The sequence below is a fragment of the Bradyrhizobium sp. genome, from assembly GCF_049581145.1.
Taxonomy (GTDB): domain Bacteria; phylum Pseudomonadota; class Alphaproteobacteria; order Rhizobiales; family Xanthobacteraceae; genus Bradyrhizobium.
Window position 1 is genome coordinate 1 of sequence record NZ_JBAURI010001198.1, and the last position, 23,642, is coordinate 23,642.

Consider the following 23,642-nt stretch of genomic DNA (forward strand, 5'->3'; position numbering starts at 1 on the left):
ATGCCCGGCCGCTCCACGCCGCGATACAGCAGCTCGGCCGCAACAAGAATCGCGGGGACGGAAATCGCGGTGAGCAGCACGAAGGTCTGCAGCGAACCCGCCTCCGGCACCAGCGAATACAGCAGGACATGACAGACCGCGATCAGAGGCAGATGACAGAGATAGACTGAATAGGACCGCGAGCCGAAATATGTCGCAATGTTGCCTTCGAGCATGACGTCATACCAGCGCCGAAGCAAGGCAGGCCGGTCGTCCGTCGCTACGATGCGCGAGAGAACGGCGGCCCAGATCGCCCACGGCATCAGTTCGAAAGCGAACTCCGCGCGGGCGGCAAACAGATTCAAGCTGCACAGGACAATCAGGGCGGCGACGATCAGCGCAGCGATGCCCAATGTCCGACTCGCAAGCCGAGGCAGGGCCAGGCGGCTCGCGATCCCGATCGCAAAATAGTCGGCTGCGTCGGGCAAAAAGCTCGGACTGACGAAATCGCCGAACAGATGGCTGCGATACCAGGGGAAAAGCATCACGCCCGCGAACAGAGCCAGCAACGCATAGCCCCTGGCCGGTGCCACGAGCATGACGATCAGCGGAGCGACCAGATAGAACTGCCATTCGAGCGAGAGCGACCAGGAAGGCGAGTCGAAGGCGTATTGCGAGAGCGGCACAATGCTGCTGCTCATCGCGCCATGCAGCATCGTCAGATGCAGAACGGCATGAGCCCAGAAGTGCTCATGGTTTGAACGGGCGATCGCGGTGCAGAGCCGGCCCATTGTGAACGCGGGATCACCGGCATAGGACACGCGCGCGCAGGTCCAGGCCAGAACGTCATCGGCGAAATATCCGGCGATGCAGGTGACGGCGAACAGCGGAAAAATTCGCATGAATCGGCGAAGCAGATAGATGCGGTAGGGCTCGGGTTTGCCGATGATCAAATTGGTGATGATGAAGCCGCTGATGATGATGAAGGTCTCGACGGCGCGATAGCCGAGTTCGCCATTCATCCCGAGCCCAATGTTTGAGAGCTCCGACAGATGCCCCAGGACCACCGCCCAGGCGAGCCACCCGCGCAGGCCCTCGATCGCCGCAAATCGCCTCACACTGGGTCACCCTTACCGGTATTCGGCGAAAGCCGTTGCTTCGCGGGCGGCGACGATGGCACGTCAGCATTTTAGACTTCATTAACGGGTTCGCGCCTGCGGTGATTCCAAATATCTGTGGTCGATCGCGATGGTCTTGCCGGCGAGATCGGCGACCGAGTCGCGCGTCGGCCCCCCCCGGGCGGCGCGGCGAACCAGGCATCGTGGAATTATCCCGGCATGATGTCGGCGCGAGGTTCAGTCGGCGAGCGCGAAGGCCTTGCACCAGCCATCCTTGCTGACTTCACCTTCCACCACCTTGCAGGCGTCGGGCGGCACGAACAGCGTGCACACACCGCAACTATAGATGCCGTTGGGCATATCCTGATAGTCGGCCTGCGCCCGCGTCATTTTCTCCGCGGCCTCGGCCCTGGCCAGTCCGAACAGCAGCCCTGCCGACACGCCCTTGGCGATCGCGCCCATCACCTTGCGCCGCGACCTGTCCAATCGTGGTTCGCCCATCCGCCTTGCCCTCCGACACCCGCTTATTGCCGCTTGCGGCATGAACCATTGTAGCTTCGGCCAAGGCTATTTCGCCAAGGCTATTTCGGCGTTCACATTGTCCTGAGATGGGCGGACCGATGAGCCCATGGCGTCAGCGACGGTCGCTTCAGCCCCGTTCGATGACAGGCCGCCGAACAGGCTGCCCGGATTCGATGACCCGACCATGGAAGGGCTTCGACGAGCAATTGATCATTTTGTCGGGCCACCCGTCGCACCAAACGCAGAGAGCCAAATGATCGTGGTAAAGATTGATACGCATCGCATCGCTCTGCGCTGTCTTCGAAAACGGCGCCGATCAAGGTCCCAGGAGCGAGGTGGCATCGAGGCACCAACCCGCCGAGATCAAAAGAGTTTTCGGCTCCTGCATACCAAATTACCGAATTTGCAATCAGGATCGTTTTGGGTTGCTCGGCCCGACGGTCGCGGTCACCGCGTAACCGGCTTCTTACGAATCTCCCGTAGTTTGCCGGTCCAGAGCCATTTGATTGTCACGAAACCGTCACGCCGGCCTCGGCGTCGCGCGCCTGCAGGGACGACCCATGCCCAAAATATTCAATTTATTCTCAAACCGCTCGATTGCCGCAAAGCTCGCGACCATGACGATCGTCGGCGCCATCTGCATGGCGCTGGTCGCGGCCACGGTGCTGTTCGTCGCCCGCAACCAGCTCATCACCGAGCGCACCGAGAAGGCGCATGCGATCGTCGATGCCGTGTGGCAGATGGCCGACAGTTTTCAGCGTGCCGCGGCCTCGGGCCAGATGACCGACGAGGAAGCCAGGAAGCGCTTCTTCGCCGCCGCCGGCGCCGTCTGGTACGAGCGGCACACCAACTACGTCTTTATTTACGACTATGAGACGGGGATCTGCGTCGTCAATTCCGGAGTGCCCACGCTGCTAGGCAAGGACATGCGCCCCGTCAAGGATGCCAACGGCCTTCCCTTTGCGTCCATGCTGATCGATATCGCGAAGCAGGGCGAGGGCAGCCTGCGCTATGTGTTCCTGCGCAGTTCCACCGACCCTACGCCGCTCGACAAGGTGGCTTTTGCACGCGGCTTCGAGCCATGGCATCTGATGATCGGAACCGCCGAATACATGTCGGCGGTTGACGCCTCGTTCTGGTCGATGGTCAAGACCGCGTCCGCCGTGATCGCGGCGCTGATGCTGTTGTCGATCGCGATCGCCTGGATGATCACGCGCAGTGTCGTCAGGCCGCTGTCCGGCCTCAAGGAGCGCATGGCTTCGCTCAGCAGCGGCGAACTCGATGCGCCGGTCAGCCACGCGGATCGTCCCGACGAAATCGGCCAGATGGCGCGCACCGTGCGGATCTTCCGGGATGCCATGATCGAAACCAATCGCCTGCGCGGAGAGCAGGCGGCGGCGGATCAGCGGCAGGTTGCCCAGCGCAAGATCGACATGAACCGGCTTGCCGACCAGTTCGAAAGCGAAGTGGGTGAGATCATCAGCCAGGTTTCGGTGGCGGCCACCCAACTCGAGGCCTCGTCCACGAGCCTGAGCCGAACGGCAGAGACGGTCGAACAGGTCAGCAGCCGGGCATCCGGCGCCTCTGGCGAAGCGTCCGAGAACGTCCGGTCGGTTGCCGCGGCGAGCGAGCAGCTCGCGTCCTCCGTCGACGAAATCAGTCGCCAAGTCGAGGCCTCCGCCCGCATCGCCGGCGCGGCTGTCGAACAGGCGCAAAAGACCGACGCGCGCATCAGCCAGCTGTCACAGGCCGCGGCGAGGATCGGCGACGTCGTCGATCTGATCCAGACCATCGCCGGACAGACCAACCTGCTGGCACTGAATGCGACCATCGAGGCGGCGCGCGCCGGCGACGCCGGGCGGGGCTTCGCCGTTGTCGCTGCTGAAGTGAAGACGCTCGCGGAACAGACCGCGAAGGCGACCGGCGAGATCGGCCAGCAGATCACCGACATCCAATCGGCGACCGAACATTCCGTTTCGGCGATCAAGGAGATCGGCGCGACCATCGGGAAGATCTCGGAGATTTCGTCGGCGATCGCCTCCGCGGTCGAGGAACAGGGCGCCGCCACTCAAGAGATTTCCCGCAACGTGCAGCGCGCCGCGCAAGGCACCTCGCAGGTCGCCGCGAATATTTCCGAAGTGCAGCGAGGTGCGTCGGAAGCAGGAGGAGCCTCGTCGCAGGTGCTGACGGCCGCGAAGTCGCTGTCGAACGAGAGCAACCGGCTGAAACGCCAAGTCGCAAAATTCATGGATTCCGTTCGCGCCGCCTAACGCTGGGATGCGGGACTGACACGGCCCGCTGCCGGCGGGCGGCTGACGATCATCTGCCTGCCCGCTCTGTTCGCCCATGCAGCCGAGCTGCGCGGGCGCAATTCCGACATCTCCGGTCAGACGGGGTTCCCACCGCGTTGCGGACGGACGGCCTGTTGCCCTCCTGGCCGCGTCGCCGATATCGCCCCGCCGAAAAGCCCGTCGGAGAAACGCCGACCTATGCTATATGGAGTGGATCGAAACCTCGCCGGGATCGTTGGAGCTTCAGAACGCGACATGACTACGACAGATCCCGCCGCAGGCAAGCCGATCGCAGCCGACAAGCTCGCCAATATTCCCAGGCTGGTCACGGCCTATTTCGCGCTGAAGCCGGATCCGGCCGATGCGGCGCAGCGGGTTTCGTTCGGAACCTCTGGCCATCGCGGCTCGTCCCTGAGAAACTCCTTCAACGAGCACCACATCCTCGCCACCACGCAGGCGATCTGCGACTACCGCCGCGATAAGGGCCTGACCGGCCCGCTGTTTGCCGGCATCGATACCCATGCGCTCGCCGAGCCGGCGCTGGCCAGCGCGCTGGAAGTGTTCGCCGCCAACGGCGTCGAGGTGATGATCGACGAACACGGCGGCTACACGCCGACCCCGGTCATCTCGCACGCGATCCTGGCTCACAACAAGGGACGGACGGACCGGCTCGCCGACGGCGTCGTGATCACGCCGTCGCATAATCCGCCGGAAGATGGCGGCTACAAATATAACCCGCCGCATGGCGGTCCGGCCGATACCGACGTCACCGGCATCGTCGAGAAGCGCGCCAACGCCTATCTGGAAAGCGGGCTCAAGGGTGTTGGGCGGATTCCATACGAGCGCGCGCGCAAATCCGCATGCGTCCATCTCTACGACTATGTCACGCCCTATGTCGCCGATCTCGGCAACATCCTCGATCTCGCGCTGATCAAGTCCGCCGGCGTCAGGATCGGCATCGATCCCTTGGGCGGCGCCGCCGTGCATTTCTGGCAACCGATCATCGCGCGCTACGGCCTGCAGGCGACCGTGGTCAACGAGATGGTCGACCCGACCTTCCGCTTCATGACCGCGGACTGGGACGGCAAGATCCGGATGGACTGCTCGTCGCCCTACGCGATGGCAAGCCTGATCGGGATGCGCGACAGGTTCGACATCGCCTTTGCCAACGACACCGATGCCGACCGTCACGGCATCGTCACCCGTTCCAGCGGGTTGATGAATCCGAACCATTTTCTCGCGACCTCGATCGCTTATCTGTTCGGCCATCGCCCAGATTGGCGGCCGGATGCCGCGATCGGCAAGACCATCGTCTCCAGCTCGATCATCGATCGTGTCGCCAAGAAGCTCAACCGCAAGCTGGTCGAGACGCCGGTCGGCTTCAAATGGTTCGTCGAGGGTCTTGGCTCGGGGGGCTTCGGCTTCGCCGGCGAAGAAAGCGCCGGCGCCTCGTTCCTGCAGCGCGACGGCACGGTCTGGACCACCGACAAGGACGGCATCATCCTGGGCTTGCTCGCCGCCGAAATTCTGGCGAAAACAGGTCGCGACCCGAGCGAGCTGTTCACCGAACTTACCGCCGAGCTTGGTGTGCCCTTCTACGAGCGCATCGACGTCCCCGCGACGACGCCGCAGAAGAACGCGCTGAAGGCGCTCAGCCCGGAACAGCTCGACATCAAGGAACTGGCAGGCGATCCCGTACGCGCCACCCGCAGCAAGGCGCCCGGCAACGGCCAGCCGTTCGGCGGCATCAAGGTCGAGACCGACATGGGCTGGTTCGCGGCGCGGCCATCGGGCACTGAGGACGTCTACAAGATCTACGCGGAAAGTTTCCGCGATCGAAATCATCTGAAACGCATTCAAAGCGAGGCGCAGTCGGCCCTGGCGCGGATTTTCCGGCCGTAAACGGGTGAATGCGCCGACCGGACTGGCTGTCCGAGCGGCGCATTGCCTCCGTTCCCAATCACGCCGTCGGATTGCGAGATCAGCAGCCGCCGGCACACTTGCCGTTGGCGTCGAACTCCATGGTCTTTCCGCTCAACGGCGCGTACATGGGCACATGGACCGCAGCCTTGAAGGTCGCCGTCTTTGTGTTGGGCAGCACTTTGCCGTCCTTGGTCGCCGCTTCATTGGCGTGCGAGGCAATCACCGCGTTCGGCTTGACCAATTCATTGATCACATAGGCCGCTTCGGTGGGACCGGTGGTGAAGACGTCGCCGATATTCAAGACCGCCAGCTTGGCCTGGAACTCACGGTGGATCACGAAGTCCTGGTCCGCGATCACACCGGTGTCGCCCGAGAGATAGACCGTGAGCCCATTGGAAAAGCGCAGCACATAACCGCCCGGCGGCCCGACATAGGCCGTCAGGCCGTTTGCCTGCATGTCCTTGGCGAGATCACCGCTGAGAAAGGCTGGACTGATACCGTTGCTGTGCGCCGCCGGCACGCTCCAGATCGAAACGCCGCCAAGCTTGCTCATGGCACCGAACCGGAGCGTGACGACTTGCTCCTTGGTGCCGCCGGCCGCCGGAATTCGTGTTCCGAACCAGCTGTTCATTTCGCCGCCGACGAAAAATTTCGCCTTCTTCGCGACCACGATTTTTTCGGTATTCGAGCTCGGCGTATCCTTGACGTCGAATTTCGGCTGCCCGCATTCGCCGGCGTTTGCCGTCGACGAATGGATGTCGCCCAGGTGATCGCCATGGACGTGGCTCAGCAAGACGCCGTCGATCTTGCCGAGCCGCGGGTCGTCGGGCCCGCGCACGGTACGCCCCGCATCATAGAGAATTCGCGTCCCATCGGGGTCCTCGAAAATCAACGCACGGTCATACGCGCAGAATTCTCCGTCGTGGCTGCCGAGGGGGGTGATCTTCACACTGGCCGACAAGGCCGGCTGGACGGTCAGCCCCAGCAGCCCGCCCATTGCCGCCAGGATCAAAGTTATACGCGTCATGATTTTCCTTCCGGATTTTGGATTGGTTCGACAATAGGCCCTGCTTATCGGCTCTACACAGAGAGCCTCATACTCCAACCACAGAAAGCCGCTTTTTATCAAGCTTGGCGACAACGGCCCATGCCGCACCGCCTGACTTGTCGTTCTCGCGGCTCCCTTGCTATTATAGGTTGTTGACGCCGGGCTCATGTGTGCAGCGCGGCAATCGCGGAGCATCCGTAAACCTCTGCAAGGTGGCTCTTCCAGCGCGGCATCCAGCGGAACGGTCGTCACATCGGTTCATTCAATCGCAGGTGTCGGCCGCATCCGGTATCGTACTTTTGATCGCCAGGTTGATCGACAATGACGCCAACGAGGCCTTAGCTCGCTGGCCGGCTTGAGCGGCTGGCTCGGCTGCAGAGCTGCCAAAAAAGGCGAGTCCCGTTTCCATGAACTGACGGCAGCCAGTGCCCGTCGGTCGACGTAAAATCGATGTTTTGACCCAATATCGGCCCGGACGCGAAGGCCTCGCGGGACGCGGTGTCGTGCATCGCCCGCGACGCCGTATCAATGTGCTTGGCTTGATTCGTCGCGGACGAGCTTCATTCGGAAACCGCCATGAGGACAAGAATTCACGCAAGTGCAACCAAGGCGGCTCTCGCGCTCGCGATCTTCCTGGCATCGCCGGGCAATCCCTGGCTCACGCTCCCTGCGACGGGGCAACCGATCGCACCTGCGAAGAGACAATCGGATGCACTCGACGCGTACAATAAAGCGCTCAGCGATTTCAAATCGATCTTGAGCGAACGGCGCCACCAGATCGATTCCGATCAACCGCTTCCGAAGCTGCCCGGACAAGCCCTCTACCTTGCACGCATCAATCTCATGAGCGCCACCAAGGATCTCACGGATGCCGTTCCGTCCAGGATCGGAAGGCCGAATAAATTCGGAATTCCTCCGGCGTACTTTGATGCCGACAACGAGCCGCTGGCCGATGAGTACAGGAGGCTGTTCGACATCCTGGAGGCACCGCCCGCCGACGCGCAAAATTCGGCGACGCCCTTCAAGGATGTGGTCGATCTCGGCATTGCCATCGCACGTGCCAAGGGCCTGGATGCGACCAGTGCAGAAACGGCCGGGCGCATCAGCCTGGGGCTGTTCTTTGCGGAAACAAGCGGCACTCAGAATATCGGCAATGCGCGCTCGAACAGATACAAGGGAAGTTTGCAGACGGACCCGTCCGAAGATCGAAATGGCCGAAGGAAGTGGGCAGCGATCAGGCCGTCGATTGCTGCCATTGATCCTGCGCTAGGTCGTCGCGATGACGAGGAGGAAGCGCGGGTCGGCAAATCGGATCATCGGTACAACCACTGGACGGCGGTGCGCGATGCGCTCATGAATGCCCATGCGGACGTCTTCCCGCAAGTGCCGGCGATCGTCAAGGCACTGCCGGATCCGATCGATCAAATGAAGCTCTTTGAACTGATCCAGATCATTCCCACTCCGACCAGGTCCGCACTCGAGTCGGACGACCTCCTGAACTACAGAATTTCTGCCCCGAGGATCATGGGATATCTGCGAAACAACGGCATCTTCGCCTTTGGGCAGGCCGACCGGGCAAGACCATCGGCGAACTTCCGCGAGATTCTTGATGCGATGTGGCTCTTCAACGGCAAATTCAAGCGTGCGATCGCCAAGTTCAACGAGATCAAATCCCGCTAAAGGGGTGAAAGTCCTGGCCGCCATCCGTGGCGGCCAGGACCTGTTGCTTTGCCTCACTTCTTGACGGCGAACACCCACACGACGCCGCCCTGCGGCACGTTGTTCTCGACACCGATATTGTTCTGGGTCGCCAATGCGTCCTGGATGCGCTGCGCATCGACCCCCCAGCCCGACTGGACGGCGATATATTCCGTCCCGTCGACTTCGTAGGCAACCGGCATCCCCATGATGCCGGAGTTGGTCTTTTGCTCCCACAGCACATCACCGGTCTTGGCGTCGAAGGCACGGAACATTCGGTCATTGGTGCCGCCGGCCAGGATCAGATCGCCGGCGGTCGCCGTCACCGAACCGAACAGTTGGGATTTCGGGAAGTTATGCGACCAGACCTTCTTTCCGGTCGCCGGATCCCACGCCTGCAGTTCACCATAATGATCGGCGCCCGGAACGACCTTCAGGCCGACATCCTCGGGCTTGGTTCCGAGCCAAAGCTTGCCCGGGACCAACGGCACCTTCTCGCCAGTAAAGCCGCCGCAGAAGTTCTCGTTCGCGGGTACATAGACGAGGCCGGTCTTCTGGCTGTAGGCCGCCGATGGCCAGTCCTTGCCGCCCCATAGCGACGGGCAGAAATCGACCCGCTTGCCGATGACCGGCTTGTGCGCGGGATCGAGGATGGGCTTGCCGGTCTCCGCCTCGATGCCTTTCCAGACGTCGGTATGAACGAAAGGCCAGCCGGTGACATAGTTGATCTGGTCCGGCTTGCGCTCGAGGATCCAGAAGATCGCGTCGCGTCCCGGATGGATCAGGCTCTTGAACGTGCGGCCGTCCCTCTGCAGGTCGACCAGCATCGGTGCATCCACCTCGTCCCAATCCCAGGAATCGTTCTGGTGGTACTGGTGGAATGCTTTGATCTTGCCGCTATCCGGATCGAGCCCGAGCACCGACGAGGTGTAGAGGTTGTCACCCGGGTGAGCTGAGCCCGGCCAAGGCGCGGCGTTGCCGACGCCCCAATAGACGGTTTTCGTCTCCGGATCGTAGGTACCGGTCATCCAGGCTGATCCGCCGCCCGATTTCCAGTCGTCGCCACTCCAGGTCTCGTGGCCCGGCTCGCCCTCGCCGGGAATGGTGAAGGTGCGCCACAGTTCCTTGCCGCTCTCGGCGTCGAATGCGACGACGTAACCGCGGACGCCGAATTCACCGCCGGAGCCGCCGACAATCACCTTGCCGTCGACGACCAGCGGCATCAAGGTCATGTACTGGCCCTTCTTGTAGTCCTGCACCTTGGTGTCCCAAAGCACCTTGCCGGTCTTCGCATCGAGCGCCACGACATGATCATCGGTCGTGGCGAGATACAGTTTGTCCTGCCACAGTCCCACGCCGCGACTGGTTGGATGCAGTTGGAAGAGCTCGTCGGGAAGCTGGCGCTTATAGCGCCAGTACTCCTCGCCGGTCTTGGCGTTGAGCGCGATCACCTGACCCATCGGGGTTGCAACGAACATCACGCCATTGTTGACGATCGGCGGAGCTTCATGGCCCTCGAGGACGCCGGTGGAAAAGGTCCACACCGGCGTCAGGTCTTTCACATTCGAGGTATTGATCTGGTCGAGCGGGCTGTAACCTTGGCCGTCATAGGTCCGGCGATACAGCATCCAGTTGCCAGGTTCGGGATTTTTGAGCCGATCGGCTGTCACCGGACTGTAATTTTCGATCGGGCCGGCACCGGCTGCGATCGGAACAAGGAAAGTGGACGCGAACAAACACGACAATAGCCATTGCTTGATGGTCATAGGCACTTCCTCCATTTTTGTTTTTTCGCTTGTTTATGTCCGTGTAGATCGACACTGGCCGCCTCTATCCCGCCTGCTGCGCACCTACCTTTCCGACAAATGTTGCAATGACCGCGAGCGAACCATCGGCTGCCGACAACGGAAGCGCCGCGAGACGCCGAGGCGCCGGTCCAAACACGACTTGCGCGGATTGCCTCGGGTCAAATTCGGAGTTGTGACAAGGACATTTGAAGACGTCGTGGTCGACGTCGGCTCCTTTCAGCCAGCCGGTGATCGAACATCCCGCATGCGAGCAAATGGCCGAATAGGCCACGATGCCGTCGGCGGCGCGCCCACGCGTCTCGTCATCCAACTCGGCCGGATCAAGCCTGACCACCAGTATTTCGTTCAACCGCGAGCCACTGCGAACCACCGAGGTCTTGGGATCCTTGGGCCAGGCGTGTACCGGCGGTCCGCCAAGCTTGAGGTCCTGTGGCTTGATGACTTCGCCCGCATGTTCGCCTTCCGAGAAGACGAGAACATCGCCCTGTTGAGGTCTCTCCTCGCTGCCCGGCCGATCCTCTTCAGCAGCAGATTTACGCGCCGCCAGGCAGGCTCCGGTCGCAAGCGCTGTCAAGATAAGCCTGCGTCGTGTCGGATCGGAGCACGAACCAATGCCGAGGTCGACGCCTGTGTCTTCGAGCGATGATGTGGCGCTGTGATCGGATTCGGACATGACACAAGCTGAACGGCAGACTCGGCCAAAAACAAGGCGACGGACCGCTTCATTGCTCCGAGCGATCTACTTTTCTATGCGTGGCGGCAATTGCGATCGAGTTGAACGATCGCCAAGTCAAGTGAAGCGTCGCGGCCGCCCGCGTCACCTGATCGATCCGGCCACAAATAACAAACATCACATCAAGACGTTTCGCAGCGCAGCTTCAAGTTTGTGCGGCGCGTTCTCGCAATTGCGGGCAGGTGTGTAAGCGTTACTGACGTAGCATGCCGCCGCTCACCAACAGTGCCGCATCAAGCCTGAACATCGCAGCGTGGTTTGGCCGGATGCTCACTCGCCCGAGCCGGCAAGACAGGACGCCTGCTGTCCATGGCAATGGTGTAGCGCGGCAGCACCGTCGCCAGCATGATCTGCGCCTCGGCGAGCGCGAAGACCGCGCCGATACAGATACGAGGAATCCCGATGGCCCGCATCGTGCGGTGCGCTCCGGCGGGCAGCGACGATCGCAGCGACCGCCGAGAACCAGCGATTGGGGCACCCGACATGGCGCGCGGCGCGCGCTATTCACGACGCCAGCGCGATCCGGATCATCCGCGCGAGATCGGAGCCGAGATAGGGTTTCGGCAAGAGCAGCACGCCGGCGTCAAGCCGGCCATGATGCACGATCGCGTTTTCGGTGTAGCCCGATGTGTAGAGCACCTTGAGGCCCGGGCGCAGCGTCTGCGCCTCGATCGCGAGCTCACGCCCGTTCATGCCGCCGGGCATGATCACGTCGGTGAACAGCAGATCGATGCGTTCAGCGCCCCTGATGATTCCAAGCGCCTCGGCGGCATTGCGGGCGGCCAGCGTATGGTAACCGAGACGGCCGATCTGCGTCACGACATATTCGCGGACCAGCGCATCGTCCTCGACAATCAGAATGGATTCGTCGCCACATTGCAATTCGGAGATGCCTGGCTCAACGGACGGAACGTCCGCAAAGCCTATTGCCTGCGGCAAATAGAGCTTCACGGTGGTGCCGTGGCCCTCTTCGCTGTAGATTCTGACATGTCCGTTCGACTGCTTGACAAAGCCGTAGATCATGCTGAGACCGAGCCCTGATCCCTTGCCGACGCCCTTGGTGGTGTAGAACGGTTCAAATACCTTTTCGAGCAGGTTGGCAGGAATACCCTCGCCGGAGTCGCTCACCGCGATCATGACGTAGTTGCCCGGAGTAACCTCGCTGTTCATTTCCGCGTAGTTCTCGTCGAGCACGACATTCCTGGTTTCCAGCGTCAGCTTGCCGCCATCCGGCATGGCGTCGCGAGCATTCAATGCGAGGTTCAGGATCGCGGTCGAAAGCTGGCTGGGATCGATCAGGGCCGGCGCGCAATCATGCGCCAGCATGGATTCGATTTCGATCTGTTCGCCGAGGGTCGGTTGCAGCAACCGCGCGGCTTCGACAACCAGGGCATTGACGTCGACATTGTGCGGCTGCAGCGGCTGACGGCGGGCGAAGGCCAGAAGATGCTGGGTGAGATCGGCACCCCGCGCCGCCGCGGCGCCGATCATGCTGGTGATCTTGGCGAGTTGCGGACGGTCCTTGACCGCCTCGGCAAGAATTTCGATGGTCCCCGTGATCACGGTGAGGATGTTGTTGAAGTCGTGGGCGACGCCGCCGGTGAGCTGACCGATGGCTTCCATCTTCTGCGCCTGCCGGACCTGGGCCTCGGTGGCCTCGATCTCGCGAAAACGCTGCACCATGGCTTCGGCCTTGCGGCGCTGCCTGCTTTCCTCCTCGAGCGCCTCATAGGCACGCAGAAGCTGAACGCGTGTCGTCAGTTGCATGAACTGCGGCAGCTTTAGCAGCAGTCCGGCGGTGACCAGAACCGAGCTCAGCGCCAGGACACCCTTGACAACGCCCTCGACGCCGTAGGCCGGCTGCCACAAGGTGAGGATCGACAGCAGGCGGGTCACCCCGCAGAGCGCAAAGAAAACTGCGAATGCCCAGAACATGCTGCGAAACACGAACAACATATCGCGGCCGCGCCGCCACGCGAACAGCGCCAGACCGAACCCGGTCGTGAAGAAGGCGCCGGCGACAAGAGCGTCGGACACGGCATTCAGCCAGATCAATTCCGGCTTCCACAACAGGCACGCGCCATGCGGGGCGAGCGTCGAGATGTCCATAAGATCTCCAACAAGGTCAGCACTTGCCTCTCCGCGATCCCATCCGCGGGGGGACGACGGCTCAAGTCATTCAGGTTTCCGCGAGCCGCGCAAGCGCGCCGCCGCCCCGCGCGCGTTTGCTTGACGATATCCTGGCCATCAGAACACGCGGCCCGCGACCAATCGTCCACACGCGCCGACTCGGCGTCCAAAGCGGTTGAGCAGATCGGCCCATTGGCCGCTTGCGCTTGCCGGATCCACGCGCTGGTTGGCGCACGGCCACTGTCAAACCGGCGGTTCCGCGCGGGGTATTCCCCGGGCAGATGCCTCGGCCGCGTCTGCAGGCGATGTCCGTCCGCGCGAACACGGGCATAATTCTCACACCATAGAAGCAAGACATCCCAGGGAGGAGACATGAGCAGCACCGGCATCGCCGCGGACACCGTCGCTGAACGGGCCGCTGTTTCACCAGCGAAGATTTTCTGGGTCACCTGGTTCGGCTGGATGCTCGATGGCTTCGATTCATCGATGTACAGCTACATCCTGGTCGCCGCCCTCTCCGAATTGTTGCCGGCGAGCGGCATCGAGGCGAGCCGGGCCAATATCGGCCTCTATGGCGGCATGCTGTTCTCGATCTTCATGTTGGGTTGGGCCTGCTCGATGTTCTGGGGCTGGGCCGCGGACCGCTATGGGCGGGTTCGGATCATGTGCTGGACCGTTCTGGTCTACTCGGTCTTCACCGCGCTATGCGGACTGTCGACCGGCCTCGTGATGTTCGCGATCTTCCGCTTCATCGCGGGCTTCGGCATCGGCGGCGAGTGGGCGGCTGGTACGCCGCTGCTGCATGAATCCGTCCCCGAACAGACCCGGGTGCGGTTGGCCGGCTGGCTGCATACCGCAACACCGACCGGATTGTTTCTCGCGGCGCTGGTCACGCTGACCGCAGTGAGCTGGCTTGGCTGGCGCGGCATGTTCTTCATCGGCATCCTGCCCGCGCTCTTGATCGCCTATTTGCGCAACAACGTTCCCGAGCCGGTGCGCGCGCTTTCGGCGGAACGGCCGAAGTTCTCGGCGCTGTTTGCCAAGCATCAGGCGCAGACCACCTGGGCTGCGGCGCTGTTGATGGCCTGCATCATCTTCGGCCTGTGGTCGTCGAACTTCTGGGCCCCGACAGTGGTCATCACGAAGCTCACCGCGGCGGGCGCCACGCCCGCCCACGCGCAACAGATGGGTGCGGTCGCAGGCCTCATCACCAATGTCGGCACGCTCGCTGGCTGCCTTTTGATGCCATTCATCACCGCCAGCCTCGGCAGCCGGCGCTGGACCGCGGCGCTGTTCTTCGCTGGCTCGCTGCTGTCGATCGCGGCGAGCTACGAGCTCGCGATCGAGCATCTCGACAATCTCGTGCTGTTTCTGGCGCTGCTGCCGCTGCTCGGCTTCTTCACCAACGGCGTGTTCGGGCTGTTCACGATCTGGCTGCCCGAGATGTTTCCCTCGGCCCTGCGCGGCGCCGGCTCCGGATTCGCGTTCAGCCTCGGCCGCCTGCTCGGCGCGGCCGGCCCCACGCTGATCGGGGCGGTGGCGGCGATCACGGGAAGCTTTCCGCTGGCGATTTCGCTGTTGTCGCTGATCTATGTGATCGGCCTGCCGTTCATTGCGCTGGCGCCGGAAACCGCCGGCCAACCACTGACGCGGTAGTCGCGGAAGCCTGTCAGGCCGCGGGCAAAGCCATCTCCGCCGTGCCCACCCTGTGGCGGCGCAGGAATTCGATGAGCGCGCGCAGCGCCGCCGGATTCTGCTTGCGGCTCGGATAGTACAGATGGAAGCCGTCGTGTTCCGGCAACAGCGACGCATCGAACAGCGAGACCAGGCGCCCGCCGGCGAGATGCGGCGCCACGAACGGCCTGAAGCTGTAGGCGATGCCAATGCCCTCGATCGCCGAGCGGATTTCCAGTTCAGGGCTGTTGACGACGAGCGAGCCGGTTACCTCGATCTCGGCCGCTTCGACGCCGCCCAGGAATCTCCAGGCGACGTGGGATTTGTCCGGCAAGCGGAGACGAATGCAATTGTGGACGCGCAGATCCTCCGGCCGCTGCGGCCTGCCGAAGCGTGCCAGATATGACGGCGAGGCAACCACAGCCCGGCGCAGTTTTGGCGTCATGCGTATCGCCACCATGTCGCGAGCGACGAACTGCTCGCCGTCGATGCCGGCGTCGAAACGCTCGGCCACGATATCGAGAAGCTGCGCTCCCACCACGATCTCGACCGTGATGTCGGGATGTTCGGCGCGAAAAGCCGCAAGGATCGGCGCGAGCAGGAAGTGGGCGACCGGCGGCGGCACGCTCAACCGCAGGTGACCCGACGTCTGGTCGCGATAGGCGTTGACCGAATCGAGCACCTCATCGAGCCCGTCGACGAGCGGCCGCAGCTCGCGCATCATGTGCTCGCCGGCCTCGGTCGGCACCACCGTCCGCGTGGTGCGGTTGAGCAGCCTTACGCCAAGCCGCTCCTCGAGCGCCCGTACATTGTGGCTCAGCGTCGCCACCGAGACCCCGAGACGCCTGGCCGCTTTGGTAAAGCTCGCCTCCTCCGCCACGGCGAGAAAGGCACTGATTTCGGCGAAGTTCGTTCCGCGCATCATCGACGTTCTCTGATCTCCCTGCGGGCGAGACCGATCCCGGACCCGGACCCACCATCTAGTGATTGTTTGCAGCGGCCAAACAGGCAGTTGTCGACGCCGACGGACAAAAAGATTTTTCCACGCGCCGACCGTCGCATGGGAAACCCGACCTGATTTGCTTTTCGGCGCGTTTCGGATATCCCGTGACCGTGAAATTTACACGATCCGGTGATCATGATGCCGCTCATTTCATTTGCAATTCGCACTGCAATCGCAATCACGGCCGGGTGTCTGGCCTCCTCCGCGACAGCGGCGCAGCAGGCCTTTGCTCAGCCATCGCGGCCCCTTGCCGCCTCGCCGCGAGTTGTCGCCACGCCACCCATGCGCGCGGCCTCCTGCCATAACGGCGCGAGCTTCGAGCGCTTCCTCGCCGACCTCAAGCAGCAGGCGGTCGCGGTCGGCGTGTCGCAGCGCGCGATCACGGATGCTTCGCCCTATCTCGTCTACGACCAGGGCATCGTCAACCGCGACCGCGGCCAGCGCGTATTCGGGCAGATTTTTACCCGGTTCGCCGGCCGCATGGCCGCGCCATTCCGCATGCAGGAGGGCCAAGCGCATATCAGGACATACGCCGCCGCATTCGCGCGCGCTGAGAAGGAGTTTGGCGTTCCGGCCGCCGTCATCGCCTCGTTCTGGGGACTGGAAAGCGATTTCGGCGCCAACATGGGCGAACTGCCGGTGCTACGCTCGCTGGTATCACTGGCCTATGATTGCCGGCGCTCGGAGCGATTCCAGAACGAGACCATCGCCGCGCTGAAGATCATCGACCGCGGCGATCTGTCGCCCGCCGAGATGGTCGGCTCCTGGGCCGGCGAATTGGGCCAGACGCAATTCTTGCCAACGCATTATTTCACCTATGCCGTCGACTATGACGGCGATGGAAGGCGCAATCTGTTGCGTAGCGGGCCTGACGTGATCGGCTCGACCGCCAATTACATCGCGACCGGACTGAAATGGCGGCGCGGCGAGCCGTGGCTCGAAGAAGTGCGCGCGCCACAGGACGCCGCGTTTCCATGGGATCAGGCCGACCTCACGATTCAGTTGCCGCGTGCAAAATGGACACAGCTTGGCGTGACCTATCCCGATGGCCGCGCGCTGCCGAACGACCAGTTACCGGCTTCGCTACTATTGCCGATGGGCCGCAACGGACCAGCGTTTCTGGCCTATGCCAATTTCGCAGCCTTTACCGAATGGAATAACTCGCTGATCTATTCGACCACGGCCGCGTATCTGGCGACCCGGATCGCGGGCGCGCCACCGATGCGGCGCCCGTCGGCACAGGTCGCGCAACTGCCGCTCAACGCGCTCAAGGAACTGCAGCAGCTCCTGACGCGCGCGGGCTTCGACGTCGGCAAGATCGACGGCGTACTCGGCCAGCAAAGCCGCAGCGCCGTGAAGGCGATGCAGATCAAATACGGCCTGCCCGCGGATTCCTGGCCGACCGCGGAGCTGGTGGCACGAATGCGCGGGGGCCCGCGCGCGCAAGCCGCGCCGACGGCGTTGCCGATAGCGCGATAGCTGCCGTCCTCTCTCCGCTGCGTTGGCCGCCGTTCAAATATTTGACCAGCTTTTTCCGTTATTGGAGTTGTATTTCATCGACCCTCGCGCCATGTCGAGGATGCTATTTCACAACGAGAGAAAACATCACATGCCCTTTTACGACGCGACCGTTCCCGCCTTCCTGCAGATGCTCGGCAGCCTCAGCGGCCTGCTCAATAAGGCGGAGGCCTATTGCGAAGCCAGGAAGATCCAGCCTGAGGTGCTGCTCTCCGCGCGGCTCTATCCGGACATGCTGCCCCTGACCAAGCAGATCCAGATCGCGTGCGATTTCGCGGGCAAGAGCTGCGCGCGGCTGACGGGCAGCGAGGTGCCGACGACGCCGGACACCGAAAGGAGCTTTGAAGAACTGCGCCAGCGCATCGCCAAGACGATCGACTATGTCAAGTCGTTCAAGCCCGCGCAGTTCGAAGGCGCCGATGCGAAGGACGTGACCTTCCCGGCCGGTTCAAACACAAATCTGACCTTGAAGGGCCAAGAGTACATCAATCGGATCGCTTTTCCGAACTTCTATTTCCACGCCGCCACCGCCCACGGCATCCTGCGCCACAATGGCGTCGAGATCGGCAAACGGGATTTCCTCGGCGTGGCTTGACCCAAGTACGCTTGGCGGCGGCTTTGGCTCCCCTCTTTGAGCGCGTGGCGGACCCGACCTCTCCCGAACCGCCGGGAGAGGCAAAAATACCGCACCCTTCCTGATTTGCGAACGATCATCCCGTACGGCACGCGTATTCTACCATCCCGCGCGCGGGTCACCCGCGAAATCGGAATGGCTCCCGCCATTGCGCTCTTTCCCGCAATGCACAAATGTAGGCAGAATGGATATCGTAACGCACCTGCAACTTTTTCCGGAAAGCCACATGAGCATGCCGACCAAACTCTTCGAGCCCCTCAAGCTCGGCCCGATCACGCTAGCGAACCGGGTGGTAATGGCGCCCCTGACGCGCAACCGCGCCATTGCGCCCGGCATGGTGCCGAGCCCGCTCGCGGTGGACTATTACGGCCAGCGGGCCTCCGCCGGCCTCCTCATTACCGAGGCGAGCCAGGTCTCGCAGCAGGGCCAGGGCTACCAGGACACCCCCGGCATCTATTCGAAGGAACAGATCGCGGGCTGGAAGAAGGTCACGGACCGCGTGCATGAGCGCGGTGGCCGTATCTTCATCCAGCTTTGGCACGTCGGCCGCATCTCCCACACCTCGCTGCAGGTCAATGGCGGCGCGCCTGTTGCCCCGTCAGCAATCGGCGCCAAGGGCAAGACGTTCGTCAATGGCACCTTCGCCGACGTCTCCAAGCCGCGCGCGCTGGAGCTGTCCGAGATTCCCGGCATTATCGAAAGCTTCAGGAAGGCCGCTGCGAACGCTAACGAGGCCGGCTTCGACGGCGTCGAAATCCACGGCGCCAACGGCTATCTGCTCGACCAGTTTGCCAAGGATGGCGCCAACAAGCGCATCGACGCCTATGGCGGATCGATCGAGAACCGCGCCAGACTGATGCTTGAAGTCGCCAAGGCCGTGGTCGCGGAAATAGGCAGTGCACGCACCGGCATCCGCATCTCGCCGGTGACGCCGGCCAACGACATCTCGGATTCCAACCCGCAGCCGCTGTTCGACCATATCGTCGATGGCCTCGACGCACTGAAGCTGGTCTACATCCATGTCATCGAGGGCGCGACCGGCGGCCCGCGCGACATCGCGCCGTTCGACTACGCTTCCTTGCGCAAGCGCTTCAGCGGCGCCTACATGGCCAATAACGGCTATGATTTCGAACTCGCCACCAAGGTGCTCGCGGCGAACGAGGCGGACCTCATCGCATTCGGCAAGCCCTTCATTTCCAACCCCGACCTGGTCGAACGCCTGAAGATGGGCGCGCCGCTCAACGAGTGGGACAAGGCGACGTTCTATGGCGGTGGCGCCAAGGGCTATACGGACTATCCGACGCTGGAAGCCGCCGAGGCGGCCCAGTAGCCGAAACACCGAGCGCCGTCATTCCGCAATGCGCCACCGGATCCTCGCGAAGCGCGGCCGGATGACGGGCTGAGCGCAGACCCGGAATTTCGCGCAACAAGCTCCAGATTCCGGGTTCGCGCTTCGCGCGACCCGGAATGACGCGTGGGATATCTCCCTCTCGTCACGCCCGACGGATGCCGGCCATCCAGTAAACACCGACGCTGCGGCCATTCCACCGGGCGGCCTTGAGCACGCGGAAATGCGGAGTATCATTGCAGGCTTGGTTCGGCCGGCCCGACACCACCCCGCGTCGCCCCGAACCCGAAAGCCCGTGCTCTGGTAATCCCGATGATCTGGAAAACGCTTACCGGCAATCTCACGTGAACCCACAGGCGCCTGAAGACCAGCGGCAGCGCGCCGACGCGATCAACGCGGCGCTCGTCGCACTGCGCGAAGGTCGCATCGAACAGGCAGGGACGCTGGCTCAGACGCTGCTCCAAGACGCGCCGGATGATCCGGCGGCCCATCAGCTCGTTGCAACGATCGCTTGGCAGCGTGGCGACCATGACCAGACGCTACGCTGGGCGCGATCGTGCCTCGCACTGCAGCCGAGACACGCGCCGGCTCTGCTGCTCGCTGGCCGCGCGGCCAGAGCTGCAGGCGATCTCGGCGGTGCCTTGCAGTTTTTTCGCGAGGCTGCGCAATGCGTCCCCGAAAGAGCCGATGCCGCTTTCATGACATGTATCACGCTGCTGGAGCTTGGCGATCCCAAAGCGAATGACTCTCTACACGATCTGTTGCGCCGCTTTCCCGGTGACGCCGACGGCTGGCACGACATCGGCATGACGCTGCACAGGGCCGGCAAGTTCGAGGCGGCGCTGGTCGCCTTCACGCGTGCCGCGGCGATGGCTCAAAATCCGCGCCATGAAATGGCCCGCGCCGCCAGCCTGCAGGCGTTGGGCCGGCTTGGCGAGGCCGTCGATGTCTTGCGCCAGGCAGGATCGCTGCTGCCGGGCAATGCGGATATCGTGTTGCATCTGGCGCTCTGTCTCCACAAGCTCGGGGAGCTTGCGGCGGCGCGAGTCGCGCTCGAGCCTATTCTCGCGTCAAACCCCGCCAGCGCAAATCTCTGGTTCGCTTACGGGCTGATCTGCCAGGACTCGCGTGATCCAGTGACCGCGATCACGGCCTATCGTCGCACGCTGGATTTGTCTCCCGAGCTGGCGGAAGCCCATGTCAATCTTGGCATCTGCCTGCAGCAGACGGGCGACATTGCGGCAGCCAAAGCCGCCTTCGGCCGCGCGATGCGGCTTCGCGCCGACACATTCGGGCGCATCGCGCAGGCCCTGTCTGCAGCACCACGCGGCGAGCTGTGGCTCGATCCCGAGCGGCTCAGGCAGTCATTCGCTGGTTGAACGCCCCCGCCTCGCACGGAATTTTCGCCGATACACGCCGCGCCGGCTCAGAAGGGCAGCGGCCGTCTCGTCATAACGGAGTGCGGCCGGGGCCGAAAGAGCTTCATAGTGCAGCTCCAGCGCGGTGCGGGCGACCGGAAAACATTGCGCGACCGGCGTGCCACGCGGCAGCACACCTTCAAAACCCGGGTTGTTCCAGACGGCCGGAAATAGCACGCCGACATCGGAAAAACGATCGCAATCGACAAGTCCGCTCAACAAGCGAAACGGAAGATCGGCGCGGTTGACCGGGTGCGTCGCAAACAGCGAGTATCCGGGCTCGAGCTCGATGGTCCAGAAACTGTTGAACTTCACGACAGATATCGCTGCGTCGTAAAACGGCGTCGCGGTCACTTGCGCCGGAACGTGAAAGCTAATCGGCGACCGCGGGTGCGCTTCCGGCGACAGTTGCGGTAGTTGCCAATCCCACGACAGCACGCCGTCGCGCATCGTGACATCGCAAGGAAGCGGGATGACAAAGCCAAAGGCCATCGCGTCGACAAAGGGCGGGCAGTGCTTGACCGTGCGGACGTCCTCGTCATGCAAGGCAGACCAGGCGGTGCCCGGCATATTTCTGAGCCATTCAGGCAGGGCTTGCCGTGCCGGAATTGGCCGCGCCAGCGTGTCGATCAAGGCCGGATCGCAGCGAAAATTCACCCGCATGAGATCACCCGCTCTCCGCTCTTCATGAGCTTCATGAGTTCGGATAAAGGCCCAGATTGAAAGCGATCGATATGCGCAAGGCATTGCCGGTGTAGGGGCGCACCGCGTGCAACAGGAACGACGGAAACAGAAACAATAGCCCGGCCCGCGGGCGAATGGTCTGCGCGCTTCCCGCGGAGCGGCCATCCTCGCCGGCAAACTTCAAGAGCGGCGCATGCATCATCGGCGACGGACCGCGCGGATCGAACATTTCGAACTCGCCGCCGAGCGAAGCGTCGTCAGCGCAACCGCCATCTGCGACATAATAAGTGCCGGACCAGAACGAACCCGGATGGTAGTGGCAGGCGTTCGAACCGCCCGGCCCGATGACATTGGCCCAGGCTTCGACCTTCCAGTCAGGCTTGATCGCGTTGCCGTCGCGATCGGCGGTCAGCTGGGTCGCGATGGATCGGCCGGCGCTCAGCACCTGCAAAATACCCTCGCCACCCCACTCCACGATGTCGCGCGTCGAATGCCAGCCGCCAATGCTCGACGCGCCGATCGATGGCTGCGCGGCGCGGCGCGCCAGGATGATCTCGGCCAATTCCGCATTGCGTTCCTCGGCGCCGGGCAGCATCACTGCGGCCACCGGCGTCGCGAACAACCCCTGTACTTCGACGTCGGCGCCGGACATGCCCGGACCTCTTCGGACCGTTCTACGATGTGAAAGAATAAAGGGTGGGAAGCCTCCCAAGAAGCTTCCCACCCGGTTCGTCAGGCGTCAACCGGCCTTAGGTCTTCTTGTGCGGAACTTCCGCCGTCCAGCTCTTGATCAGTTCATCGTAGTCCTGCGTGACGCCTTGCGGCTTCTCGTTGGCGAGCTTGCGCTGCGGGGCGACATTGCCGTCCTTCTCGGCCCTGTCGTACCAGTACTCGGCGGTCTTCTCCTCATTGAGCTTCGGCCCGAGCTTGCCTTGGACGCCGGATTTCTCCAGGCGCGCCATGATGGCATCCTGATCGCGTGCCAGCCCGTCCATCGCCTGCTGCGCCGTCGCCTCGCCGGATATGGCCTTCGAGACATTCTGCCACCAGACCTGCGCCAGCTTGCCGTAGTCTGGCACGTTGACGCCGGTCGGTGTCCACAACTTGCGCGCCGGGCTGCGGTAGAACTCGACAAAACCGCCGACCTTTGGCGCAAGCTCCGTCATTGCGTCCGCCCAGATGTCGCTCTCGCGGATCACATGCAGGAACTTGATCGACTTCTTCAGCGAGACCGTTTTCGACACGCAGAACTGCGCGTAGAGCCACCCCGCCTTCACTCTCTCCGGCTTGGCGTACTTCAAGAGCGTCCAGCAGCCGACGTCCTGATAGCCCAGCTTCATACCCTCTTTCCAGTACGCTCCATGCGGGCTCGGTGCCATTCGCCATTTCGGCGTTCCATCCGAGTTCATCACCGGCAGTTCGGGTTTTGAGAGCGCCGCTGTGAACGCGCTGTACCAGAAGATCTGCTGGGCGATATGGCCCTGCCCCGGCACCGCACCAGCCTCGAGGAAGTCCATTCCCGCGGCTTCCGGCGGTGCGTACTTCTTGAGCCACTCGACGAACTTGGTGAGCGCGTACACCGCGGCCGGTCCGTTGGCGTCGCCACCGCGCGTGATCGAGGAACCGCGTGGAATGCCGTCCTCCGCGCGGATGCCCCACTCATCGACCGGTTTGCCGTTCGGCAGCCCGCGATCACCATTGCCAGCCATCGATAGCCATGCGTCGGTGAAGCGCCAGCCGAGCGACGGATCCTTCTTTCCATAGTCCATATGGCCGTAGACCCGCTGGCCGTCGATTTCCTTCACCGTATTGGTAAAGAAATCGGCGATGTCTTCGTACGCAGACCAGTTGACGGGAACACCGAGCTCGTAGCCGAATTTGTTCTTGAACGCGGTCTTGAGTTCAGGACGCTTGAACCAGTCATACCGGAACCAGTAGAGATTGGCGAACTGCTGGTCCGGCAGCTGATACAGCTTGCCGTCGGTAAATGTCGCGAACGACAGCCCGATGAAGTCGTTCAGGTCGAGATTTGGATTGGTGATCTCCTTGGCGTCTCCCGCCATGAAATCAGTCAGCGAGCCGCCGACGATGTCGTTATAACGGGGATGAGTGC

The 23,642-nt window shown here is 62.7% G+C and carries 19 protein-coding genes; 8 read left to right on the plus strand and 11 right to left on the minus strand.

Translation table 11 applies throughout. The features are described from left to right. Positions 1-1,097 (minus strand): acyltransferase family protein (locus WCB02_RS38125; RefSeq protein ID WP_423967240.1); only part of this gene is annotated, 1,097 nt, incomplete at its 3' end. A 237-nt stretch (positions 1,098-1,334) separates the two neighbouring features. Next, entirely contained in the window at positions 1,335-1,598 is a 264-nt protein-coding gene (locus tag WCB02_RS38130; RefSeq protein ID WP_423967242.1) for a high potential iron sulfur protein, read from the minus strand. Between the two features lie 581 nt (positions 1,599-2,179). Between WCB02_RS38130 and WCB02_RS38135 the strand changes: the two genes are divergently transcribed. Next, positions 2,180-3,889, plus strand: a complete 1,710-nt coding sequence (locus tag WCB02_RS38135) for a methyl-accepting chemotaxis protein (RefSeq protein WP_423967245.1) — start codon at positions 2,180-2,182, stop codon at positions 3,887-3,889. 276 nt (positions 3,890-4,165) lie between these two features. Continuing rightward, complete coding sequence (gene pgm / locus WCB02_RS38140) at positions 4,166-5,812, plus strand: phosphoglucomutase (alpha-D-glucose-1,6-bisphosphate-dependent) (protein WP_423967247.1); 1,647 nt, start codon at positions 4,166-4,168, stop codon at positions 5,810-5,812. A 79-nt stretch (positions 5,813-5,891) separates the two neighbouring features. On the opposite strand, the gene WCB02_RS38145 is transcribed toward pgm, so the two are convergent. Then, complete coding sequence (locus WCB02_RS38145; RefSeq protein WP_423967249.1) at positions 5,892-6,860, minus strand: MBL fold metallo-hydrolase; 969 nt, start codon at positions 6,858-6,860, stop codon at positions 5,892-5,894. 597 nt (positions 6,861-7,457) lie between these two features. Here WCB02_RS38145 and WCB02_RS38150 point away from each other — a divergent pair. Further along, positions 7,458-8,561 carry a hypothetical protein gene (locus WCB02_RS38150; RefSeq protein ID WP_423967252.1) on the plus strand — a complete coding sequence of 368 codons (1,104 nt, stop codon included), beginning with the start codon at positions 7,458-7,460 and terminating at the stop codon, positions 8,559-8,561. A gap of 53 nt (positions 8,562-8,614) precedes the next feature. Here the strand turns inward: WCB02_RS38150 and WCB02_RS38155 are convergent, their stop codons facing one another. The 4 genes from WCB02_RS38155 to WCB02_RS38170 all read right to left on the minus strand — a co-directional run bounded on the left by WCB02_RS38155 (position 8,615) and on the right by WCB02_RS38170 (position 13,229). Next, entirely contained in the window at positions 8,615-10,345 is a 1,731-nt protein-coding gene (locus tag WCB02_RS38155) for a methanol/ethanol family PQQ-dependent dehydrogenase (protein WP_423967254.1), read from the minus strand. A gap of 64 nt (positions 10,346-10,409) precedes the next feature. After that, positions 10,410-11,060 (minus strand): ubiquinol-cytochrome c reductase iron-sulfur subunit, encoded by a 651-nt coding sequence (locus WCB02_RS38160; protein WP_423967256.1) that lies wholly within the window; start codon positions 11,058-11,060, stop codon positions 10,410-10,412. A gap of 293 nt (positions 11,061-11,353) precedes the next feature. Further along, positions 11,354-11,533, minus strand: coding sequence for a hypothetical protein (locus tag WCB02_RS38165; RefSeq protein ID WP_423967258.1), 180 nt, complete (start codon positions 11,531-11,533; stop codon positions 11,354-11,356). Positions 11,534-11,624: 91 nt separating this feature from the next. Further along, complete coding sequence (locus tag WCB02_RS38170) at positions 11,625-13,229, minus strand: ATP-binding protein (RefSeq protein ID WP_423967261.1); 1,605 nt, start codon at positions 13,227-13,229, stop codon at positions 11,625-11,627. A 393-nt stretch (positions 13,230-13,622) separates the two neighbouring features. Between WCB02_RS38170 and WCB02_RS38175 the strand changes: the two genes are divergently transcribed. Beyond that, positions 13,623-14,906, plus strand: a complete 1,284-nt coding sequence (locus tag WCB02_RS38175; protein WP_423967263.1) for an MFS transporter — start codon at positions 13,623-13,625, stop codon at positions 14,904-14,906. Positions 14,907-14,919: 13 nt separating this feature from the next. On the opposite strand, the gene WCB02_RS38180 is transcribed toward WCB02_RS38175, so the two are convergent. After that, entirely contained in the window at positions 14,920-15,849 is a 930-nt protein-coding gene (locus tag WCB02_RS38180; protein WP_423967265.1) for a LysR family transcriptional regulator, read from the minus strand. 360 nt (positions 15,850-16,209) lie between these two features. Between WCB02_RS38180 and WCB02_RS38185 the strand changes: the two genes are divergently transcribed. The 4 genes from WCB02_RS38185 (at position 16,210) to WCB02_RS38200 (ending at position 20,806) form a co-directional block, all read left to right on the plus strand. After that, on the plus strand, positions 16,210-17,406 hold the full coding sequence (locus tag WCB02_RS38185) for a lytic murein transglycosylase (RefSeq protein ID WP_423967267.1): 1,197 nt from the start codon (positions 16,210-16,212) through the stop codon (positions 17,404-17,406). A 130-nt stretch (positions 17,407-17,536) separates the two neighbouring features. Next, positions 17,537-18,040, plus strand: coding sequence for a DUF1993 domain-containing protein (locus WCB02_RS38190; protein WP_423967269.1), 504 nt, complete (start codon positions 17,537-17,539; stop codon positions 18,038-18,040). A 265-nt stretch (positions 18,041-18,305) separates the two neighbouring features. Further along, positions 18,306-19,409, plus strand: coding sequence for an alkene reductase (locus tag WCB02_RS38195; RefSeq protein WP_423967271.1), 1,104 nt, complete (start codon positions 18,306-18,308; stop codon positions 19,407-19,409). Positions 19,410-19,771: 362 nt separating this feature from the next. After that, a complete protein-coding gene (locus WCB02_RS38200; RefSeq protein ID WP_423967274.1) occupies positions 19,772-20,806 on the plus strand; it encodes a tetratricopeptide repeat protein in 1,035 nt (344 codons plus the stop codon). Here WCB02_RS38200 and WCB02_RS38205 read toward each other — a convergent pair. The 3 genes from WCB02_RS38205 to WCB02_RS38215 form a co-directional block, all read right to left on the minus strand. Then, positions 20,792-21,508: a hypothetical protein gene (locus WCB02_RS38205; RefSeq protein ID WP_423967276.1), complete on the minus strand. Its 717-nt coding sequence runs from the start codon at positions 21,506-21,508 to the stop codon at positions 20,792-20,794. The two genes, WCB02_RS38200 and WCB02_RS38205, sit on opposite strands and share 15 nt — an antisense overlap. A 31-nt stretch (positions 21,509-21,539) precedes the next feature. Further along, positions 21,540-22,181 (minus strand): TIGR02466 family protein, encoded by a 642-nt coding sequence (locus WCB02_RS38210; protein ID WP_423967278.1) that lies wholly within the window; start codon positions 22,179-22,181, stop codon positions 21,540-21,542. 97 nt (positions 22,182-22,278) lie between these two features. Further along, positions 22,279-23,642, minus strand: a 1,364-nt coding sequence (locus WCB02_RS38215; RefSeq protein WP_423967280.1) for a carbohydrate ABC transporter substrate-binding protein, incomplete at its 5' end; no start/stop codon positions are given.